This is a genomic window from Gemmatimonadota bacterium, assembly GCA_009838645.1.
In the GTDB taxonomy this organism is placed as follows: domain Bacteria; phylum JAAXHH01; class JAAXHH01; order JAAXHH01; family JAAXHH01; genus JAAXHH01.
This window is the reverse complement of sequence record VXRC01000006.1, coordinates 59,072-78,586: the sequence shown is the minus strand read 5'-3', so window position 1 is coordinate 78,586 and position 19,515 is coordinate 59,072. Positions and strand designations below refer to the sequence as shown.

The 19,515-nt window shown below is 62.7% G+C and carries 15 protein-coding genes; 2 read left to right on the top strand and 13 right to left on the bottom strand.

Going from position 1 to position 19,515, the window contains the following annotated elements; genetic code table 11:
- Nucleotides 1-163: 163 nt before the first annotated feature.
- The 10 genes from F4Y38_02875 to ribD form a co-directional block, all read right to left on the bottom strand.
- On the bottom strand, nucleotides 164-1,477 hold the full coding sequence (locus F4Y38_02875; GenBank protein MXY48224.1) for a glycosyltransferase family 4 protein: 1,314 nt from the start codon (nucleotides 1,475-1,477) through the stop codon (nucleotides 164-166).
- A gap of 35 nt (nucleotides 1,478-1,512) precedes the next feature.
- A complete protein-coding gene (locus tag F4Y38_02870; protein MXY48223.1) occupies nucleotides 1,513-2,436 on the bottom strand; it encodes a glycosyltransferase family 2 protein in 924 nt (307 codons plus the stop codon).
- A 34-nt stretch (nucleotides 2,437-2,470) separates the two neighbouring features.
- Entirely contained in the window at nucleotides 2,471-3,640 is a 1,170-nt protein-coding gene (locus F4Y38_02865; protein ID MXY48222.1) for a glycosyltransferase family 4 protein, read from the bottom strand.
- 86 nt (nucleotides 3,641-3,726) lie between these two features.
- Nucleotides 3,727-6,435, bottom strand: coding sequence for a DUF2723 domain-containing protein (locus F4Y38_02860; protein ID MXY48221.1), 2,709 nt, complete (start codon nucleotides 6,433-6,435; stop codon nucleotides 3,727-3,729).
- Between the two features lie 17 nt (nucleotides 6,436-6,452).
- Nucleotides 6,453-7,202: a metallophosphoesterase family protein gene (locus F4Y38_02855; protein MXY48220.1), complete on the bottom strand. Its 750-nt coding sequence runs from the start codon at nucleotides 7,200-7,202 to the stop codon at nucleotides 6,453-6,455.
- A 36-nt stretch (nucleotides 7,203-7,238) separates the two neighbouring features.
- Entirely contained in the window at nucleotides 7,239-7,673 is a 435-nt protein-coding gene (gene nusB, locus F4Y38_02850; protein ID MXY48219.1) for a transcription antitermination factor NusB, read from the bottom strand.
- On the bottom strand, nucleotides 7,670-8,221 hold the full coding sequence (locus F4Y38_02845) for a 6,7-dimethyl-8-ribityllumazine synthase (protein ID MXY48218.1): 552 nt from the start codon (nucleotides 8,219-8,221) through the stop codon (nucleotides 7,670-7,672). Before F4Y38_02845 ends, nusB begins: the two co-directional genes overlap by 4 nt.
- Before the next feature lie 11 nt (nucleotides 8,222-8,232).
- Nucleotides 8,233-9,483 carry a bifunctional 3,4-dihydroxy-2-butanone-4-phosphate synthase/GTP cyclohydrolase II gene (locus F4Y38_02840; protein MXY48217.1) on the bottom strand — a complete coding sequence of 417 codons (1,251 nt, stop codon included), beginning with the start codon at nucleotides 9,481-9,483 and terminating at the stop codon, nucleotides 8,233-8,235.
- An 80-nt stretch (nucleotides 9,484-9,563) separates the two neighbouring features.
- Nucleotides 9,564-10,325 (bottom strand): riboflavin synthase, encoded by a 762-nt coding sequence (locus F4Y38_02835; GenBank protein MXY48216.1) that lies wholly within the window; start codon nucleotides 10,323-10,325, stop codon nucleotides 9,564-9,566.
- Between the two features lie 137 nt (nucleotides 10,326-10,462).
- On the bottom strand, nucleotides 10,463-11,557 hold the full coding sequence (gene ribD, locus F4Y38_02830) for a bifunctional diaminohydroxyphosphoribosylaminopyrimidine deaminase/5-amino-6-(5-phosphoribosylamino)uracil reductase RibD (protein MXY48215.1): 1,095 nt from the start codon (nucleotides 11,555-11,557) through the stop codon (nucleotides 10,463-10,465).
- A gap of 120 nt (nucleotides 11,558-11,677) precedes the next feature.
- Here ribD and F4Y38_02825 point away from each other — a divergent pair, with 120 nt between their 5' ends.
- Nucleotides 11,678-12,601 carry a branched-chain amino acid transaminase gene (locus F4Y38_02825; protein ID MXY48214.1) on the top strand — a complete coding sequence of 308 codons (924 nt, stop codon included), beginning with the start codon at nucleotides 11,678-11,680 and terminating at the stop codon, nucleotides 12,599-12,601.
- A gap of 278 nt (nucleotides 12,602-12,879) precedes the next feature.
- Nucleotides 12,880-15,153 (top strand): hypothetical protein, encoded by a 2,274-nt coding sequence (locus F4Y38_02820; protein MXY48213.1) that lies wholly within the window; start codon nucleotides 12,880-12,882, stop codon nucleotides 15,151-15,153.
- A 6-nt stretch (nucleotides 15,154-15,159) separates the two neighbouring features.
- Here the strand turns inward: F4Y38_02820 and F4Y38_02815 are convergent, their stop codons facing one another.
- From F4Y38_02815 to F4Y38_02805, 3 genes are all read right to left on the bottom strand, one after another.
- Nucleotides 15,160-16,329 (bottom strand): serine/threonine protein kinase, encoded by a 1,170-nt coding sequence (locus tag F4Y38_02815; GenBank protein MXY48212.1) that lies wholly within the window; start codon nucleotides 16,327-16,329, stop codon nucleotides 15,160-15,162.
- Nucleotides 16,330-16,451: 122 nt separating this feature from the next.
- On the bottom strand, nucleotides 16,452-17,642 hold the full coding sequence (locus tag F4Y38_02810; GenBank protein ID MXY48211.1) for a DUF3187 family protein: 1,191 nt from the start codon (nucleotides 17,640-17,642) through the stop codon (nucleotides 16,452-16,454).
- Between the two features lie 37 nt (nucleotides 17,643-17,679).
- A complete protein-coding gene (locus F4Y38_02805) occupies nucleotides 17,680-19,491 on the bottom strand; it encodes a biotin/lipoyl-binding protein (GenBank protein MXY48210.1) in 1,812 nt (603 codons plus the stop codon).
- Nucleotides 19,492-19,515 lie beyond the last annotated feature (24 nt).

The following is a 19,515-nucleotide window of genomic DNA, read 5'->3' as shown; positions in this document are numbered from 1 at the left end:
AAACAGTTCAACCGATTCTCATAAGTATCTATATAACATACGTTTGAAGAAATCTACCTCGTTGTCAAACAACGCGTCGAATAACGTGTCAAACAACCCTTTAAATTGGACGAATTCACGGTTGATGGATTGCATGTCTGGATCGTTGAACACGACCCGAGTGCTATCGAAATGTACTAACCCCGCCCGTCACCAGTCTCTCCAGCACAGCAGACGCGGATCGTCCGATCTGTTCCGTGGAGGCGTGCTCGCGAAAGACGCGGCTTCCGCCCTCGGCGATCCTGCGCAGCAGTTCGCGGTCCCCGTGCAGCCGGCGGATGGCGCAGGCGAGCGCTTCCGGGTCTCCGCGCCTGCACAGTATGGCGCTTTCCCCGTCGGCAAGCAGTTCCCTGATGGCTGGTGAGTCCGCCGTGATGACCGTCTTGCCTGCCGAGAGAGCCACGAACACCTTTCCCGGGATCACGCGGACCGCTTTGCCCGACGTGCCAAAAATCCCGAGGCATACGCCCCATCCCTGCATGAACCGGTGCAACTGCTCGTAGGGTATCCAGTCCGTGAAGCGTACGTTCTCCAGGTTCAGTCTCCGCGCGGTTTCGTGTATTTCGTCCGTCAGTTGACCCGATCCGACGAAGTGAAATTCGATATCCGGTACGTCCTTCAGGCGGTTCGCCGCTTCCAGCATGAACGGCAAGCCGTGAAGCGGAATGAACTTGCCGATGAACATGACCCTGAAGGGCGTTTCCGCCGCGGGCGTGACTTCACCGTACGGACCGATGGCAGGCTCCCCCGCGGCGGGCATGTCCACCGAGCGCGTGCCCACGGCGGGCGCGTCCTCCAGGGTCGTACCAACAGCTGGCGTGTCTTCATATGAATCCGGTCCGTTCACTCCCTCTCCGTTCACACCCTCCGGCCCGTCCGGTTCCACGGCCCCGACGAAAACCCGGGCAAACCGCTTCCGCGGCAGGTTGAATTCCTGCACGAAGTAGTCTATGTGGGTTTCCGTGTCGAGCAGCACGAGGTCCGCCTTAGCGCAGGTCTGCCGGTCCAGCCAGCGCAGAAAGCGGCTCATAAGCGTGCCTTCCGCAACGGACCGGCGGTCATCGACGAGGGTGTCGTAAAGCGAGATTAACGGACTGTAGACGAGGGGCCGGCGCGGAAACCGGGTGAGCAGCCAGGCCAGCGGCATATCGAGATGACCGATGTATCCGACCAGCATGACTTCGTAGCGCCCGACCGTGAAGACGTACTTGAGAAGCAGTTGGAAGTAGGCCAGCTTCAGTTCGACCGCGCGCAGGACGAGCGAGAACGGGCCCAGGTACCGGCCGGTCTTGTCCCGTTCCTTCTCCCAGAGGGGTACGTGACACTCCAGCACCTGCCAGCCGGCCCGCTTCAGGCCTTCGGCGAGCGTCCGGTTCCGCGGATAATCGCGTTCGTAGGTGCCGAAGAAACAAACTCGGCCGCGGTGGGTGGGTGTCATGATGGGTGCCGGCTGACCGGATTGTACACGCGGCCTCACCCCAGCCGTTCCCGGACGGCGTAGTCTTCCGTGCGGCGGGCCTGGTGGGCGATCATTTCGGCAATCAGCCCCATGGAGACCAGCTGGATGCCGAGGACCATGAGGAATACGGAGAACAGCAACAGGGGACGGGTCCCGATACCGACGCCGGTCAGCCAGAGCCAGGTCAGGTAGAGCGCGATACCCACGCCGACGGCGAAGGACAACAGGCCGAAGGAACCGAACAGGTGGAGCGGCCGCCGGGTGTAATTCGACACGAAATACACGGTCAGCAGGTCGAAGAAGCCGTGGGTGAACCGTCCCAGGCCGAACTTGCTTTGGCCGTGCTTCCTGGGATGATGCAGCACCGGCGTTTCCGTCACGCGAAAACCGGCCCAGTGCGCCAGCACCGGCAGGTAGCGGTGGAGTTCGCCGTAGACGGGAATGGTCTCCACGACCGCCCGGCGGTAGGCTTTCAGCCCGCAGTTGAAATCGTGCAGCCGCAGGCCGCTGACGATCCCCGTGACCCGGTTGAACAGCTTCGACGGGATGCGCTTGGACAGCGGGTCCTTCCGCGATTTCTTCCAGCCGGACACCAGGTCGAAGCCCTCCTCCAGCAGATCGACCATGGCGGGCACTTCCGCGGGATCGTCCTGCAGGTCTGCGTCCATGGTCACGACGACCTCGCCACGACTCGCTTCGAAGCCGACGGCCAGCGCCGCGGACTTCCCGTAGTTGCGGCGGAACCGGATGGCCCTCACCCGGTCGTCGCTATCCCGGAGCCGGCGTATGGCTTCGAAGGATCCATCCCGGCTTCCGTCGTCGATAAAAAGCACCTCGAAGGACTTCCCCGACGCCTCGAGGGCCGTCACGATCTGCTCGTGGAGCTCCCGCAGGCTCTCCGCCTCGTTGTACAGGGGAATCACGACGGTGATGTCCATCTTCTCCTCCCTGTCTTCCGCTGTCGCCGGTTCGTCACGCGGCATCGGTGCCTTCCCCCATGGAACGCCGGATCACCCGCAGCGTCTGCCGTGCCGTGTTCTCCCAGGTATAACGCCTGCTCCTCGCTACGGCGTTCCCCGCGAGCCGTTCACGCTTTTCCCGGTCGCGCAGCAGGTCGATCAACGCGCGCGCCATGGCCTTCCGGTCCCCGAGCGGGACCAGCACGCCCGTCTCCCCGTCGACCACGGCGTCGCGAAGCCCGGGCACCCGGGTCGCCACGACCGGCACGCCGCAGGCATTGGCCTCGATCACGGTGATGCCCCACCCTTCCTTGCTCGAGGGATAGGCCGCCACTTCGGCGCGGGTCAGCAGGCGCAGTTTTTCTTCCTCGGAAACGAAACCCGTGAAACGCACCGCCTCGTCCAGGCCCATGGACCGCGTAAATGCTTCGAGCGCGCGGCGCCGGTCGCCCGTGCCCACGATCACCAGGCGCGCACCAGGAACCTCTTCGCGGACAAAAGCCATGGCCTGGATCAGGTGGTCCACGTTCTTGTACTTCTTGAGGCGGCCGAGGTATATGACCAGGCCGGGTTCCTTCCGGTCCGAAGCGGCAGGCGCCTCCTTGCGGTCCGGGGCGGCCGGCACACCGATGTTCCCGGCGTCCAGAAACCGGGGGGCCAACCCGTTGTGCACGACGCTGATCCGGTCCGCCGCGACCCCCATCCTGACGAGTTCGTCCCGGGTGCTTTCGGAGACCGCTTCGAAGAGGCAACGGCGGTACACCCGGGGAATCAGCCGTTCCATGAAGTACAGGTAGGTCGCGAGCACCGGGTTGATTTCCCGGTAGAACGTGGTCCCGAAGAGATGGTGCAGCAGGACCATCAGCGGGGGGCCGTTTAGAAACCAGGGCATCAGTGCCGGGATCTTGTTGATGTCTTCGATGACGACGTCGAAGGGCCGGTGAGCCAGGCGCTTTCGATAGTACCAGGGCGCGGTCAGGTTGAACGTCCATTTCCCGCCGTGACGGATGACGTCGATACCGTCAATCTGCTCGGAACCCGCCGCGCCGGGGAACCGGCTGCAGAGCAGGGTGACCTCGTGCCCCCATGCGGCGATCCTCGAGAAAGTCTCGTGCAGATGCACTTCGGCGCCGCCCGCTTCCGGGTTGCGGATATCCCTCCAGTTTATGACCAGAATGCGCATTGGACTGAACCGGCGGGCGGCCCGGCCTCAGGGAAATCAGGACCCGGGACGCGGCCCGGCCTCAGGGAACGCTCGAATCGCCGCGCCTAGGGTCCGCGCTCATCGCCGGCTTCCTTGAGATCCTCGATCATGTCCTGTACGACCGTATCCGCCGGAGCGATCCGCTGCCACCTTTCCAGCGTTTCAAGCATCCGGTCCGAATCATCCATCCGGAAATAGAGATTCACGAGTTGATCGTATCCCGTGGTGTATTCGGGATGGGCCGAAACACCCCGTTCCAGCAGTTCGGCGGCCTCCGCCACGCGGCCCAGTCTCCGCAGGGACTGACTCAGGATGGTATACCCGTCGAAAGTGCTGAATTCCCCGGCCAGTTCCGACGCAAGGTCCTCGACGGCGGCAAACTCGCCCTGGTCGGCGTTGAATTGGATGAGCATGAGCCGTTCAAGCGCGCCGTTCGTGATGTCGTACTCCAGGTACTTCTCGATGGACTCGATGGCCTGGTCCGGGCGGCCCCGTCTCCACTGGTTCAGCGCCAGTTGATGGAAGGACACGGTGTAGTTCCGCAGGAGGGTGCGGACCTGCGGATCCTTGTAGACCTCCGGATCCGCTATGCCGCGGTACTGGTAGACGTTCCAAAGGTTGTGCCGGGTCCGCTCCACGTCCATCAGGTCCGGGTCGGGATCCGGGAGGACCTGCCAGACCATGCCTTCCAGTTGCATGAAGTCGTCCAGGCCCACGTCGTTCCCCGGCGAGACGGTCACGGCGAAATAGACGGGTCTTTCCCAGTTGTTCTGCTCCAGGATGTGCAGGATCATCAGGTCCTGGACCCTGAGATATCCGATGTCCTCTCCCAGCGTGCCGGCCGGGGGCACGGTCCACGTAATGCCCGCGTGATGCACCTCCCTTTCCTCCCAGGCCTGGATGTTCAGCAGGTCGATGGTCTCGTCGGCCAGGGCGATGGGCACCTTCGGTTCCATGTGCTTCAGTTGCTTGATGTACCAGTTCGTGTTGAGGAGACTTAGATTGATCACCCGCACGTCCTTTCGGAGGCCTTCCACCTCCTGGAGGAACCAGAGCGTGAAGGTGTCGTTGTCGCCGTTCGTGAAGATGAGACCGTTCTCGTCGCAGGACTGCAGCATGTTGTAGGCGTAGTCGTAGGGTATGTAGTTGCCTTCCCGGGAGTGGGACTCGTAATGATAGGCGAAGGGGACCAGGGGCAGTGCGGTCATCAGCACGGCGATGCCGGCCGTTCCCTTCTCCGCGGGCAACCGCAGCCGGCCCAGCCAGACGCCGACCTGGTTCAGCAGCGACCGGACGCCGATACCCATCAGCACCGCGGCGAATACGAAAGCGGGGGTATAGAAATAGTCCCGGATGCGGACCTCCCGCTGTATGCCCCGCGAACCGTCCGAAAAGTTCATGTAGAGGATGAGCCCGACGCTGCAGATCAGCAGCATGGCGCCCAGGAAAACTATGCTGCGCCGGTCCCTCTCCGCCTGGGAGATGATGCCCAGGGCGACCAGCAGGACGGGAAAGAGCCAGAAGGGAAAGGACGGGGCGCTGAACTGCCGGGAAAAGAACCGCCAGAACCCCATGTTTTCACCGTTTCCGAACTGGGAGGACCAGGTGCCCTTTCTGTTGAGCATCGATTCGAACATGCTTTCCTGGCCGTATTGCTTGCGTTCCAGGAATCCCTCGAAATTTTGCCAGGTCGACGGATCGTTTTCGTTGATGATGGGCTGCTGGGCCGCCCGGATCGGCACGTAGAAATTCACGGAATAGCCCAGTACGGCGAGAAAGAGCACTACCGTCCAGAACGGCCACTTGTAGCGCCCGGGATCGTCGGCCGTGGCCGAGACCAGGGCGAGGGCCGCGCTCACCAGCGCCAGGCTGAACATCACCGTGCCGAAGGTGGCCTCGAATCCGCCGATCACGATCAGCGGGAGTCCGTTGTATGCGCCCACGCCCTCCATGCCGAAGAACATCACGGCGACGGCGAAGATGCACAGCAGCGCCAGGTAACCCCACGGCAGCCGCCCCCTGGTGAGGACCAGTCCGGCGATGGCGAGGGGTACTGTGACGAAAAACACGTCGATGGAAGCCACGACGCTGAACAGGATCAGGCCCATGGCCGCGCAAAGCAGCACCAGCTTCCGGTTCGAACGGATGACCCGGTCCGTGAAGACCACGCAGAGGAACGCGGCCGGCAGAATCAGCATGGTGAACATGTGCACGGCGATGCCGAGAAAGGCCAGGTAACCGACCAGGAAGAGATAACGCTCGCTGCCGCTTTGCTCGTGCCGTTCGATCCAGTGCAGCATCAGCCAGGTACAGGCCGTCATGCACAGCATGGAGAGCGCGTAGGTTTCGGCTTCCACCGCGTTGAACCAGAACGTATCGGAGAAGGCCAGCAGCAGCCCGCCCGTCAACGCGCTGCAGCAGACGGCCAGGCTTTCGTAGAGGGACAGCCCGTCCCGGTCCCGGTTGAGCGTAACCGCCTTCACGATGACCAGGTAAACGGCCGTCACCGTGAGCGCGCTGAAGAGGCAGGAGGAGAAATTCACCAGCCAGGCGATGCCCAGGCCCAGGTCGGGCAGTACGGTGAAGAGCCGGCCGATCAGAATGTAGAGCGGGGAGCCCGGCGGATGGGGTATGCCCAGGATATAGGATGCCGCGATGAATTCGCCGCCGTCCCAGAAAGGCACCGTGGGCGCGATGGTCTTGGTGTACACGGCAAGCGATACGACGAAAGCCACCGCCATGCCGGTCATGGAAACAACGCGATAAGCAACCATGTCTTCGAAATCCTCAGTCACCGGCCGAATTCAAGCCGCTCCGCGAGCAGATCCGGCAGGCCGGCCTTGCGAATCTTCCGTTGCGCGGATTCCAGGTCGTAGGGAACCCGCTTTATCTCGATCTGCTTCATCTCCGTATCGTATACGCAGTACGCCGCCCGGGGATCCCCGTCCCGCGGCTGGCCCACGCTGCCCACATTCACGATGTATCTGCGCGCTGATGCCAGTTCAAGCGCGGACGGCGGGATCTGTCTGCTGCGGTCTTCCGCGTTCCGCTTCTCGAATATCATCGGCGCGTGCGTGTGGCCCAGTGCGCAAAGCGTAACACCGGCGGGCATCGCCTCGAAGGCTTCGTCCGCCTGCCAGGGCGAAGTCAGGTAGATCCACTCCTCCGGACGGTCCGGACTCGCGTGGACGATAAAAAGATCCTCGATCCGCCGGACATAGGGCAACCCTCCCAGGTAGCGCCGGCCGTCGGGCGTAAGCTGCCGCCGCGTCCACAGCGCCGCTTCCGCCGCATAAGGGTTGAACGTGGAGATATCCAGCTTCCCGATCGCGGCATGGTCGTGATTGCCCGCGATCACGTCCGTCGTCAGTCCGGTAATGCGGTCGAGACACGCATTGGGACTGGCGCCGTATCCAACGATGTCGCCCAGGCAAAGGTAATGGCCGATACGCTCACCGGCCATTGCTTCGAGTACGGCATCCAGCGCCTCCAGGTTACCATGAATGTCGGACAGAAGGCCGTATCGCACGTCGAGGTTCATTCCCTGTGTATGCGCCGGCAAGCCGATCGGGCGGGATCAGACCTGGTCTGCCGCCGTGAGATGTCTCGCGGCCACGGCGTCCAGGACGCCGTTGACGAACCCGCCGGACTGTTCCGTGCTGTACTTCTTGGCCAGTTCGATCGCTTCGTTGATGGATACTGCCGTCGGTATATCGAGGAAAGCGATGAGCTCGCAAGCGCCCAGCCGGAGGATGCAGTCGTCGATGCGGGCCACGCGGTCCCGGTCCCAGTGCCGTACCACCGCGGTGATGTGGCCGTTCACGATCTCTTCGTGCTGCAGCAGTTGATCAATCAGCGCCTCGGCGAAACGCCGGGAGTGCTCGGACGCCAGGGACCAACCGGGCAGCCCGGGAAGGGCCTTGCCGGGATCCCCCCCGGTCTGTTCGGCGAGATAGAGCGACTGCAGCGCCAGTTCACGGCCCAGGCGACGCTCCCCCGCGCGTACGTTCACTCGGGGTCCCCCGGACGGCTTGGTCCGCCCGGTCCGCCTGGTCCGCCTGGTCCGCCTGGTCCGCCTGGTCCGCCTGGTCCTCCCAACTTGCGCATCACGTCCGCCATTTCCAAGGCGGCCAGCGCGGCGTCCCAACCCCGGTTGCCCGCCTTCGTACCCGCCCGTTCGATGGCCTGTTCGAGGTTCTCAGTGGTCAGCACGCCGAAGATCACCGGCACCCCGGTGTCCCGGGACGCGGCGGCAATCCCGTTGGCGGCTTCTCCGGCTACGTAGTCGAAGTGGGGGGTGGCTCCGCGAATGACGCATCCCAGGCAGATCACGGCGCCATAACGCCCGCTTGCCGCCATGTTCCGGGCCACCAGCGGGATCTCGAAAGCACCCGGTACCCAGACCACGTCGATCCGGTCTTCATCCGCCCCGTGGCGGCGAAGCCCGTCCAGTGCGCCTTTCAGCAGGGACTCGGTGATGAATCCGTTGAAACGGCCGGCCACGATGCCGTACCGGTCGTCTCCTCCGCTCTCCACGCTGCCTTCAATGGTTCTCGTCACGCAGGCACTCCTTAAAGCAGGCTGTCGAATCCAACGTCGTCCAGTGGTTCTTCGAGGTCGAGCAGATGGCCCAGCTTGCCGCGCTTGGTCTTGAGATATCCCACGTTGTACCGGTTCGGCGAGGTCTGCAGCGGGACGCGTTCGGTCACGTCGAGCCCGTACCCCTCGATCCCGAACCGTTTCGACGGGTTGTTGGTCATGATCCGGATCGTGGTCAGGCCCAGGTCCGCCAGGATCTGGGAACCGATCCCGTAGTCGCGCGCGTCCACGGGCAGGCCGAGCGCCTGGTTCGCCTCCACCGTGTCATGGCCCTGGTCCTGGAGGGCGTAGGCCCTGAGCTTGTTGGCCAGCCCGATGCCCCGTCCCTCCTGGCGCATGTACAGGAGCACGCCGCTGCCTTCGTCGCTGATGCGCTTGAGCGCCTGCTGCAGCTGGTCGCCGCAATCGCATCGCATGGACCCGAAAACGTCCCCCGTGAGACACTGGGAGTGCACGCGGACGAGCACGTTCGCCTCGCCGTCCACGTTGCCCTTGACCAGGGCGACGTGGTGGTCGCCCGTCAACTGGTCCTCGTAAAGGTGGGACTCGAATTCCCCGTGCCTGCTGGGGATGGTCGTCGTGACCACCCGCCTGACAAGTTTCTCACTGCGCCGGCGGTACTCGATCAGGTCCTTGATCGTAATGATCTTCAGGCCGTGGTCGTTCGCGATCTCGACCAGCCGGGGCAGGCGGGCCATGGACCCGTCGTCGTCCATGATCTCGCAGAGCACGCCGGCGGGAAAGAGACCGGCCAGCTTCACCAGGTCGACCGTGGCCTCTGTGTGTCCGGCCCGGCGCAACACGCCGCCGTCGAAGGCCTGCAGCGGAAAGATGTGGCCCGGGCGCGCCAGGTCGTCGGGCCTGCTTTCCGGACGGACGAACACCTGGACCGTCTCGGCGCGGTCCGCCGCCGAAATGCCCGACGTCGTACCATTAACGGCATCGACGGATACGGTGAAGCGCGTGCTGTGCAACGCCGTATTGACCTCTTCGCCGACCATGGCGGGCACTTTCAGTTCATCCAGGCGTTCGCGCGTGGTCGGAAGGCAAATCAGTCCACGGCCGTACCGGGCCATGAAATTGATGGCCGCCGGTGTCGTTCTTTCGGCGGCCATGATGAAATCGCCTTCGTTCTCGCGGTCTTCGTCGTCGATGACAATCAGTATGCGCCCGGACTTGATCTCCTCGACCGCCTCCGGGATGGAACAATAGGGGGACGACATGCTCAATAACCGTATTTTTCGGTCGCCCGGTCTCGGCGGACCCCGGTCTGTACTCGTACCGCCTCCGGGTCTTGCCGACGCTACATGCGCTCTTTCAACCAGGATTCGGTGATGGGTGACGGACCCGGGTGCGCTCCTCCGCCCGAATCGCTGCCGACATGCATAAGGGACGCGACGTACCGGCCAATCATGTCCACTTCTATGTTCACCTCGTCACCGATCTGCCTGCCGCCGAACGTCGTAATCGACGCGGTGTGCGGGATGATCGATACGGCGGCCAAACTACCCGTCAGACCGGCGATTGTCAAGCTTATTCCATCCAGTGCGATGGACCCTTTTTCGATGACGAAGGGCGTCAGATCGTCCGGGATTTCCACCTCGTACCACAGGCTGTTGCCCCGTTCTTCCCGCACCGCGATGCGTCCCACGCCGTCCACGTGTCCCTGGACCAGGTGGCCGTCTATCCGGTCCGAAAGACGCAGCGGACGCTCCAGGTTGACCCGGTGCCCGGCCTTCAGGCTTCCGAAGGTCGTCCGGGAGACCGTTTCGGGTACGATTTCCACGGTAAACGCCTCGCCTGCGGTGTCTACGACGGTCAGGCAGACGCCATTGACGGCGACGCTGGCGCCCTGCTGGAATTCCGGCGCCATAGCCGGCGCATCCACGGTCAGCCTGAGTCCGCACGTATTCTCGCCCGCCTTCTCGTCTACGTCCAAGCTTTCGCCCGCGGCGTCGCCATCGGCGCATCCGCCCGTGCCCTCGTTCTCGCTTGCGGCGTTTTCGCTCGCGCCGAGTTCCAGCGACCGGACAACGCCCGTGGTTTCAATGATGCCCGTGAACATGGTTCATACTCCGTGCCAGATTGATATTCCGTGCCAGTTTCATGCTACGTGCCTGCCAGCGCCGATGACCTCCACAGGCGCGGCGGCCAACTGCCCAGAACCTCTTCATGCGCGGCTGCCGGCTGCTCACAACCTCTTCAAGCATACCCCGGCGTGCCCGTGACGAGTAGGTCGTCGTCCAGTTGCTCCACTTTCGTATCGTTCAGTTGAATCGCCTTCGAAAGGTCGTCCAGTGCCAGGTCGGCGATCGATGGGATCCCCGCGCCCAGGATGCGCGGCGCGACGAAGCAGGCGATCCGGTCGACGGCGCGCTCCCGCAGGAAGGAAGCGGCCACGCGGCTGCCGCCTTCCACCATGAGGGTCACGATACCGGCCTGGCCAAGCGCCGACTTGAGCGGGTCTATTGGAATGGATCCGTCCCCGCCAGGCAATACCAACACTTCGGCGCCGGCATCTTTCAGTCCGTCAATCCGATCCGCGGGTGCGGCCTCCGTAACGCACACCGTCGCCGGCGCTTCTCCGTTCAATACCCGAGCGTCCAGCGGAGTGCGGGCCCGGCTGTCGAGCACGACGCGACGGGGCTGGCGGCCGTCCACGTGCCGGACGGTGAGCCGCGGGTCGTCCGCCAGTACGGTGTCGATACCCACCAGCACGGCGTCCGCCCGGCTGCGCATCAGGTGTACCCTCTTTCTGGCCGCCTCCCCGGTGATCCACTTCGAATGGCCGTTCCGCGTGGCGATGCGGCCGTCCAGCGTCTGGGCGAGCTTGAGCAGCACGAAGGATTGGCCCGTTTCGCGGTGGCGCACGTAGGCCGCGTTCAGTTCCCGCGCTTCCGCTTCCAGCAGGCCCGTCTCCACGGTCATGCCGGCGGTGCGCAGCCGCTCGATCCCCTTGCCTGAGACGCGCCGGTCCGGATCGGACATGGCGACGTGGACGTGGGCGATGCCCGATGCGATGATCGCGTCCGTGCACGGCGGCGTACTGCCCTGGTGGCAGCAGGGCTCCAGGGTAACGTACAGCACGGCGCCCTGGGCGCGGCCGCCGGCCTCCTCGAGGGCCTGCGGTTCGGCGTGCGGCCCGCCGTACTCCCGGTAATAACCCTCGCCCAGGACGACGCCGTCGCGGACGACCACGGAACCCACCATGGGATTGGGACTGGTACGCCCTATTCCCCGCGCCGCGAGGTCCAGCGCCTGGCGCATGAATACTGTGTCATGGTCCGATTTCGTCATGGCGTAAGCTAGGGGATTCGCGAAGAGGGTGTCAAGCCTTTTGCCCTTGACAACGGGGGGTTAGCCCCCTAGTTTGCGCCAGATTGTCGGCGCAGATCGAACCGCAGAAAGGAGACCTCGATGGCCACCCTGCCGGAGGCCGAATACATCTGGTTCAATGGGAAGCTGGTACCCTGGCAAGACGCGAAGCTCCACGTGCTTTCTCACGTGGTGCATTACGGTTCGAGTTTCTTCGAAGGCATGCGCTGCTATAAGACGAATCAGGGCTCCGCGGTGTTCCGGCTCCAAGAGCACGTGGACAGGCTCTTCGACTCCTGCAAGATCTACCGGGTTGAAATCCCCTACTCCCCAGCGGAAATCAGCGAGGCCGTCCTGGAGACCATCCGGTCCAACAAGCACGCTTCCTGTTACGTCCGACCCGTCGTATACCGCGGGTACGGCCTGCTTAGCGTCGACCCCCTGGGATGCCCCGTGGAAGTCGCCATCGGGACATGGGACTGGGGCGCCTATCTCGGCGACGACGTACTCGAAAACGGCGTGGACGTGTGCATCTCCTCCTGGACCCGTCCCGCGCCGAATACCCACCCCGCCCTGTCCAAGGCCGGCGGGAACTACCTCAATTCCCAGTTGATCCGCATGGAGGCCATCGAGAACGGGTACAGCGAGGGCATCGCGCTGAACACCGACGGCCTGATCAGCGAAGGAAGCGGCGAGAACATCTTCGTCGTGAAGGAAGACCGGGTCATCACCAACAGCCTGGCGGCCTCGGTCCTCGGCGGCATCACCCGCAACTCCGTCATGACACTCGCCCAGGACGCCGGGTTCGAGGTCGTCGAACAGGACATCCCCCGGGAAATGCTCTACATCGCCGACGAGGTTTTCTTCGTGGGCAGCGCCGTGGAAGTTACGCCGGTCCGGTCCATAGACCGCATCACCGTGGGCGGCGGGTCCCGCGGTCCGGTCACGAAGGAGATCCAGGACCGGTTCTTCGCGGTCACCACCGGCGAGGGCGAGGATACCCACGGCTGGCTGACGTACGTGTGATATGTTTTTGCGGTTCTATTATCTATTACTATTCCCGGACGGTCCGACCACGTTTGATCTCCCCGATCGAATCCCGCAGGCTCCCCGCAGTGTGCATGCATAAACAGACTTCTCAGGCACGAAGCATTGGTTACCCTCTCGATGCCGGGTTACTATCCACGCTTTAACAGTAAAAAATATAAACTGTTGTAATTATTGAAATTCGTGTACTTGAATTATCTTCTTGCATTGGTATGAGCTAACCCCCATATACACGACACAGTTCGCCCCGGTTAGTCGTGGAACAACGTCCGTTTATAGTCATTGCGGATACAGACAATGCGGCTGCCATCTGGATGTGCTGGTATCTCGGTATCGGTTACGCTTCCGGGAGGTTTGCAATGAACCTGTTGCTCCGTCATTTCCAGTATCTGATGCTGTGCCTCTGTGGTTTGATGCTATCCGGTTGCGGCACGGACAGTCCTACAGAGCCGGAGACACCGATTCCGACTCGCATTACCATATCCCCGTCTCCGGTATCGCTCACCGCCATAGGTCAAATCGAACAGCTTACGGCGACCGTATTCGATCAGCACGATCAGACAATCACCGACGCAGGTGTAACCTGGTTCAGCAGCAGCGTCGCCACCGTTAGTGTCAGTGCGCAGGGCCATGTAACTGCAGTAATGAACGGTACCGCCCGGATTACCGCGATGGCAGGCAGTGTCACCGCATTCGTCGATGTTACCGTGCAGGTCCCCGACCCCGATCGGGATGCTCTGGTCGCACTGTACAACGGAACAGGAGGACCGGACTGGATCATCCAGACGAACTGGCTGAGCGATCTGCCACTACGCGACTGGCACGGAGTGAGTCTGAACGATGACGGACGAGTGGAGGAACTGCACCTGTTCGACAATAACCTGAAAGGCTCCCTGCCGGCGGAAATCGCAAAGCTGGAAGAACTCCGGAAGCTGGTTCTGCGCAATAACGAGTTGACGGGATACATACCACCGGAACTCGGTCAACTCGTAAACCTCCGGGAACTCGATCTGGCCCATAACGGCTTAACTGGGAACATCCCGTCTGAATTGGGGAACCTTGAAAACCTCATCATACTGTTTGTTGACGCCAACAGGACCCTCTCCGGTCCGTTGCCCCGTTCATTCCTCCATCTCACCCTCTCCATAATGTGGGATGTGGGCACGCAACTGTGTTTGCCCCCGGACGCGGCGTTCCGGGAATGGCGTGATTCAATCGCCAACGTGCGTGGGTTGACGGAATGCAACCCGGAACGAAATGTCCTCGTCACATTCTACAACAGTACGAACGGTGAGCACTGGACGATCAACACGAACTGGCTGAGTGACGCGCCACTCGGCGAATGGTACGGTGTGTCCACCGATGCCAACGGGCACGTGACGGCCCTGGTATTGAACGAAAACAACCTGCGTGGGGCGCTGCCTCCCGAACTCTCCCGGCTCAGGAGCTTGGCCAGCCTGGTATTAAGGTTTAACCACTTGACGGGCAACATCCCACCCGAATTCGGACAACTGGAGCATCTTACACGACTGGAACTGCCCAGTAACCGCTTGACGGGCAACATCCCGCCCGAACTCGGCCAACTCAAGTACCTGGAGACGCTTCCATTGTTGGAAAACCGCCTGACAGGCAACATACCGCCTGAACTGGGTCAACTTAAGAACCTCGAGTGGTTTTCCGTATCTAGGAACCGGCTGACGGGTAACATCCCACCTGAACTCGGACAAATGGATAGCCTGGAGAGATTGTTCCTCTACGGTAACGAGTTGACAGGTACTATACCCGTGGAATTCGGGCAACTGAAGAACCTGCGTGTATTTGAGTTATTCGACAATCAACTGGAGGGAAGCATACCGCCCGAACTCGGTCAACTGAAGAACCTCACCAGGCTGTTGCTTTTCAACAACCGGCTTACTGGTAACATTCCTCCTGAACTTGGGCAGTTGGAGAACCTTCAAACGTTGTGGCTGGATAACAACCAATTGACGGGCGACATACCGCCCGAACTCGGACAACTGGAGAACCTTCGAACGTTGTGGCTTTACAGTAACCGGCTGACAGGTAATATCCCCGGTGAGCTGGGGCGTATGCACAGCCTTTCAAGGATGTCACTCTCTGCCAACCAGTTGTCCGGTGGCATACCTGAAGAACTTGGAGATCTCGAAAACCTGGCAGTGTTGCTTCTCCGTGACATTGCCGAACTCTCCGGACCGTTACCGCGTTCATTCACCCAACTCGATCTCCTGGTCCTGTGGTTGGAAGGCACCGGAGTGTGCGTACCGCCCGACGAGGTGTTCAGTACGTGGATGAACGGGATACCCAACCGACGTGGAATAGTCTCTTGTGATCCGGAAGCAGGAACGCTGATTTCGACTGAATCTGGCGATGAGGCTTTCCAGCTGGTTCCAGGAATCGGGGTAGCGGGCGGTGCGTACGGTATTTCGACCGATTTGGAAGAAGCGGAAAACATCCTTCGAGGGCAGTGGGTACCCGAAAACGATCGTTCTTCTTTTCAACTCGGACTTGATTGAGGGGCACTACCCCACCCACACCGGGTGATCCGCACCCAGGTGTTCGTATCCGTCCGTCAGCATCCGCGCATTGCCGCCGTCGGCATCGACCAGCCAGATACCGCTCGGTGATCCCACCTCGGCGCGGCAGAAGGCAAACTGCGAACCATCCCGCGACCAGGCGGATCGGAAGTTCCACACCAGGGGTTCGTAGGGAATGAACTCCGATTCCTCCCCCGTGAAGGGATCGAGGAGGCAGATGGCGGTGCCGCCGCGGGCGTCTTCCGGAAAGTAGTCCCGGTTGAAGTGGTCGGTGTCCGGCAGTTGCGCCTGGTAGGGCCAGGCCGTCCGGGAGCCGGGCTCCGCGCGGGTGTAGGTGACCCTTTTGCCGTCCGGGGTCCACTGGGCGATGTTGGAACCGCTACCCCGCGAGTTCGGGTTGCCGTAGGACGTGGCGAACCACTGGCGCTGTCCCGTGGTGACCTTCCGGTGAAGCGCGTCATCGGGGCCGTCGGGACTGCCGAGGCAGAGATCGGACCAGTCGTGTCCCGGGTCGTCGGGATAGCGGCAGTCCTGGTAGATCAGCCACTTCCCGTCCGGCGACCACATGGGACCGAAGTACAGGTGCCCCTGCGCCCCAGCGACTTCCACCCGGTTTCCTCCGCCCAGGTCCGATACGAAAATGCAGTAGCTGTCACGGCCTTTCAGCATGGTGGAATGGTAGGCGAACCTGCGTCCGTCCGGGCTGATCTGCACGCAGTAGACGAACCCGTCCTCCGCGCCCGTGATCTCCCGTGGATCGGATCCGTCCAGGTCCATGGTCCAGATGCGCTGTTTCCCGTCGATGATCGGGTTCGTCACGAGGCGATCCTCGCCCGGCAGGATGTGGGTGCACCCCATGAAAGGCGCGGGCCGGTTCTTCAGGACGATCTCCTCCAGCAGCCGGTCTTCCTGCAGGTCGTATATCCAGAGATGGACCCGCACATTGCCTTCCCAGGCCTTGCCGGGTTCGTAGCCGGACAGAATGACCCTGCGGCGGTCTTCAAAGACGGGTCCCCAACTCCAGCTGTCCATACCCGGAGTGTCCGGATTCGGATACCAGACCCGCACGTCCAAGTCGGCCACGGAGGCATCCAGATCAATCACACCCAGCCTTCCGTGGGAGTTGAAGAGTATCCGGGAGTGCTTTCTTCTCATGGTGATACCTACTGATTTTCACAGATTCCCGATGCGCCGACCGCCAGGACGCCCGCTCGCACCGTCGCCACGGCGTCGTCCGGCACAGTACAGCCTATAGACGTCGTCCCGCGCGGCGGCCGCTAGGGCGTCCTCCATACGATACCGATATGCAGCCCCACATCGGGGGTGTTCTGGTACTGGCTGAGGTTTTCGGTCAGACCGGCATCGAGCGACAGCGACTCGGACAGGGCGTACCGCACGCCGGCGGTCGCCTCGATGGCCGTGCGATTCAAGGGTCCCAGCCTGCTGCTGGGAAAGGGACCGATGTTGACCAGCGTCTGGAGCAGCGCCGCGAGCCGGCCCGTGGTCCGGTATTCGAAGGCCAGTACGAGCGTCGTGATGGACCGCAGGGGGAACCCCTCGCCCTGGGTCGGTTTGCCCAGCCGGCTGTGGGCGAGGTTGACGTGAAAGACCATGTCCTGCTTCGACCATCCAGGACGCCAGGTTGCGAACAACGCCGCCTGGAGATCCCATCCCCCGCTACCGGTCAGCGTTTCCAGGTTGCCCGTGGGCAGCTTCACGGCGCCGGCAAAGGCCAGATCGAATCCCTCTCTGCCTAGGTTCAACGGAGTCTTCATCCGTAACACGAGGTCTCCCGGTCGGAAGGCGGTGGACTCCACGCTCCGGATCCAGAAACGGCGGTTCCGTACGACGAATACGCCATAGTCGTTCCTGGGAGCCCACTCCCGGCCCCCGTTGGTCAGGTTGAACGCGCCGTGGAACCCCTCTATCACGCCGTCCAGAAAACCGCCGCCGTGCTTCAGGAAAGGCAGTGTCATGCCGACTTGCAGCCTCGACGCGACCCGCCAGTCCAGGTCCACCGACAGTCGCAGGGATTCCGTATCCACGTAAAGCCGATACTCGTCCGCCGGCGCGGCCCGGTAGTAGTCGTCGGCGATCAGAGTATCGCCCACGGGAAAGGTGCTCGCGTAGGTATTGGCGTAGTCGAACTGAACAGCCCACTGGATTGATCTGCGCGGAAGAAGGTGCCCGGACTCCGGGCGCAGTCCGAGGAACAACATTCTTACGGGGAACTGGTCGCGCTGCATGAAGGGGCCGGTGGCCGGGGACTGGGTGTAGGCGGGAGAAGCGGGGAAGGCGAGCAGCAAGAGGCTGCAGACAACCGCCCGGCGCAGTTTGCGAGCCGCATTCAACATGCCGGCCGCGTGCAACATGCCGGTCGCGTCCCGCAGACGAGGCGCGTTCAGAACGCGAGCCGCGTTCAACAAGCGCTCTTCTACCCGGATACGTTGTATGGGAAACCCGGCCATGCGACGTTCCAGCCCTGGGAATCCGGATCGAGGGTACTCAACCCAGGTAGGCCAGCGTCTGGCCCGCGATCACCTGGACGCCGGGGTTTATGGAGACATGGGTCACGGTTCCGGCCACGTCGGCGGTGACCTGCATTTCCATCTTCATGGCTTCCAGGACCACGATGACGTCCCCTTCCGCGACGGCCTGTCCGGGCGTGACCGCCACCTTGAGCACTTTCCCGGGGATCGGGGCGATGACCGGCGTGGTCCCGGCGCGTTCCGCCGCCTCTGTCGCGGCCTCGGACTGATCGGGCTGCAGGTCGACGTCATAGGCCTTGCCGTTCACGATCGCCGTCTTCCCCTCGATCCGCAGCGCGTAACTCCGGCCGTTGACGGTCACCTGGTATCCGCGGGGACCGTCCGTCGAGGCCATCGCGTCCTCCTCCGGCACCTCCTGGTCGGCCGGTGACTTCTTGCGGACGCCGATGAACCCTTCGCCCTTGAGGAAGGCCAGCCCCCGCTCGCCGCATGCCGCGACGATGAAGATGTTCTCGTCCGTGTCCTCTATCCCGGCTTCTTTCAGCGCGCTGCGCGCCGCCTCGACACCCTTCTTCGGATCGTTGTCGTTGAGTTCCAGCACCGGCCGCCGGTTGGGCGGCAGGCCGAGCTGCTCCGAGGCGATGTTCACGACCACCGGGTCCGGAGGCACGGGCGTCCGGCCGAAATAGCCCAGCACCATCCGTCCGTAGTCCTCCGCGATCTTCTTCCAGGGGCCCATCATCACGTTGTTGAAAGCCTGCTGGAAGTAAAACTGGGAAACGGGCGTGACCGACGTGCCGTACCCGCCCTTCTCCACGACCTCGCTCATGGCCTTGATGATGGCGGGATAGCGGTCCATGATCCCGTTGTCCCGGAGCATCTGCGTGTTGGCGGTCAGCGCGCCGCCCGGCATGGGACTCCAGGGAAGCAAAGGCTCCACGGCCACGGCCTCGGGCGGCAGGAAATAGTCTTCCATGCATTCCTTCAGGATCTCCGCCGCTTCGCGCACGCCGTCCGGGTCGATGTCCAGGTCGTAGTCCGTCCCGCGGAGCGCGTGCCACATGACGAGGATGTCCGGCTGGGAAGTGCCGCCCGACACGGGCGCGAAGGCGAGGTCGATGGCGTCGGCGCCGGCTTCGAGCGCCGCCTGGTACGCCGCGACGGAGATGCCGACCGTGTCGTGGGTGTGGTAGTGGATCCAGGTCCCCTCGGGCAGCAGCTTCCGGGCGGCCTTGACGGATTCAAACACCTTGGAGGGCACGGCCGTGCCCGACGCGTCCTTGAAACACACCGAGTCGAAGGGGATGTCCGCGTCGAGGATCTTCCTGAACGTGTCCGTGTAGAACGCCGCGTCGTGGGCGCCCGCGCAGCCCGGGGGCAGTTCCATGACGGTGACGCACACCTGGTGCCTGAGACCGGCTTCCGTGATGCACCGGCCGCTGTGCACGAGATTCTCCACGTCGTTCAGGGCGTCGAAGTTCCGGATGGTCGTCATGCCGTGCTTTTTGAACAACTCGGCGTGCAGCCGGATGATGTCGCTGGGCTGCGAATCCAGTCCGACCACGTTCACGCCCCGGGACAGGGTCTGCAGGTTGGCGTCCGGGCCCACCGCCTCCCGGATGGCGTCCATCCGCTCGAAGGCGTCCTCGTTGCAGTAGAAATAGGGCGACTGGAACAGGGCCCCGCCGCCGGCTTCGAAGTAGTCGATCCCCGCGTCCCGCGCCGCTTCCACGGCGGGCATGAAGTCCCGGGTGAAGACGCGCGCGCCGTAAACGGACTGGAATCCGTCGCGGAACGTGGTGCACATGAAATGGACTTTTTTCTTCACGTTGGTTCCCTCGTTTTAAGGGTT

Coding starts and splice junctions, on each gene's coding strand:
- F4Y38_02865 (MXY48222.1), bottom strand. CDS start 3,640: ATGCGCATTCTGGTCATAAACTGGAGGGATATCCGCAACCCGGAAGCG.
- ribD (MXY48215.1), bottom strand. CDS start 11,557: ATGACGAAATCGGACCATGACACAGTATTCATGCGCCAGGCGCTGGAC.
- F4Y38_02860 (MXY48221.1), bottom strand. CDS start 6,435: ATGGTTGCTTATCGCGTTGTTTCCATGACCGGCATGGCGGTGGCTTTC.
- F4Y38_02815 (MXY48212.1), bottom strand. CDS start 16,329: ATGAGAAGAAAGCACTCCCGGATACTCTTCAACTCCCACGGAAGGCTG.
- F4Y38_02855 (MXY48220.1), bottom strand. CDS start 7,202: ATGAACCTCGACGTGCGATACGGCCTTCTGTCCGACATTCATGGTAAC.
- F4Y38_02870 (MXY48223.1), bottom strand. CDS start 2,436: ATGGACATCACCGTCGTGATTCCCCTGTACAACGAGGCGGAGAGCCTG.
- F4Y38_02810 (MXY48211.1), bottom strand. CDS start 17,642: ATGGCCGGGTTTCCCATACAACGTATCCGGGTAGAAGAGCGCTTGTTG.
- F4Y38_02825 (MXY48214.1), top strand. CDS start 11,678: ATGGCCACCCTGCCGGAGGCCGAATACATCTGGTTCAATGGGAAGCTG.
- F4Y38_02835 (MXY48216.1), bottom strand. CDS start 10,325: ATGTTCACGGGCATCATTGAAACCACGGGCGTTGTCCGGTCGCTGGAA.
- F4Y38_02840 (MXY48217.1), bottom strand. CDS start 9,483: ATGTCGTCCCCCTATTGTTCCATCCCGGAGGCGGTCGAGGAGATCAAG.
- F4Y38_02875 (MXY48224.1), bottom strand. CDS start 1,477: ATGACACCCACCCACCGCGGCCGAGTTTGTTTCTTCGGCACCTACGAA.